Genomic DNA, 739 nt, shown 5'->3' on the forward strand with positions numbered 1-739 from the left:
ATAGTTAATTCCCAGCCTCCTTTTGTTAGAAGTTGGGCATACTGGTCTCGAACCAGTAAATTATGGATTCAGAGTCCACTGCCTTACCAGTTTGGCGAATGCCCAATAAAATAAACTTACAACGATATATACTATACATGGAAGTGGCTTAATAGTCAACTCTTTTTTATCATTTCTCTTCAGCACGTAATCGTTGGTGTTGGCGGGCACAACGCCATTTTGTAATCAAATCGATAATGGGATGTTTTTTAGAGTCACACCAATAATCAACATCAGCCCAAATTTGCTTTTGCGTCCATTTATCATAATCATGATGTAAGAAATTATAGTTTTTTAAGGCCGATTGCTTTTTCCAGATGGTTGCCATTATAAATTGACTACGTGTTCGTTGCACATTTTCTTTAACCTGTGACGGATCAACTGCTTCCACCCCTACTACTTTTGCCGTTCCAATTGGCGGAATGGGCTGACCACTTGGCAAATACGGCGCTAAAGGAACATTGATCAACGCATCAAGAATAACCTCTTGCCAATCTTCTCGTGTCTCATAACGATGCATTAACCCCGGCTCAACATCATTAGCAATTAAATAATCGCACGTTTTTCCCCAGCTTAATCGAGTATGAATTAAAAATGCAGTTGCCATTTTAAATACTCCTCCATCATTTTTATTAATATTTTACCGCAAAATCCTTTTACTTTGTGCAGAATATAACAAAAGTATCTGTCAAGTTTTCAT

At 37.8% G+C, this 739-nt stretch carries 1 protein-coding gene and 1 tRNA gene; both read right to left on the reverse strand.

Annotated features, from left to right (window positions below; genetic code table 11):
* Nucleotides 1–32: 32 nt before the first annotated feature.
* A tRNA-Gln gene (locus AACL61_RS07215) sits at nucleotides 33–105 on the reverse strand.
* A 64-nt stretch (nucleotides 106–169) separates the two neighbouring features.
* Nucleotides 170–646, reverse strand: a complete 477-nt coding sequence (locus AACL61_RS07220; protein WP_102816604.1) for a DUF7679 family protein — start codon at nucleotides 644–646, stop codon at nucleotides 170–172.
* Between the last annotated feature and the right edge of the window lie 93 nt (nucleotides 647–739).

This window comes from Limosilactobacillus reuteri subsp. porcinus, from assembly GCF_036621895.1.
GTDB lineage: Bacteria > Bacillota > Bacilli > Lactobacillales > Lactobacillaceae > Limosilactobacillus > Limosilactobacillus reuteri_J.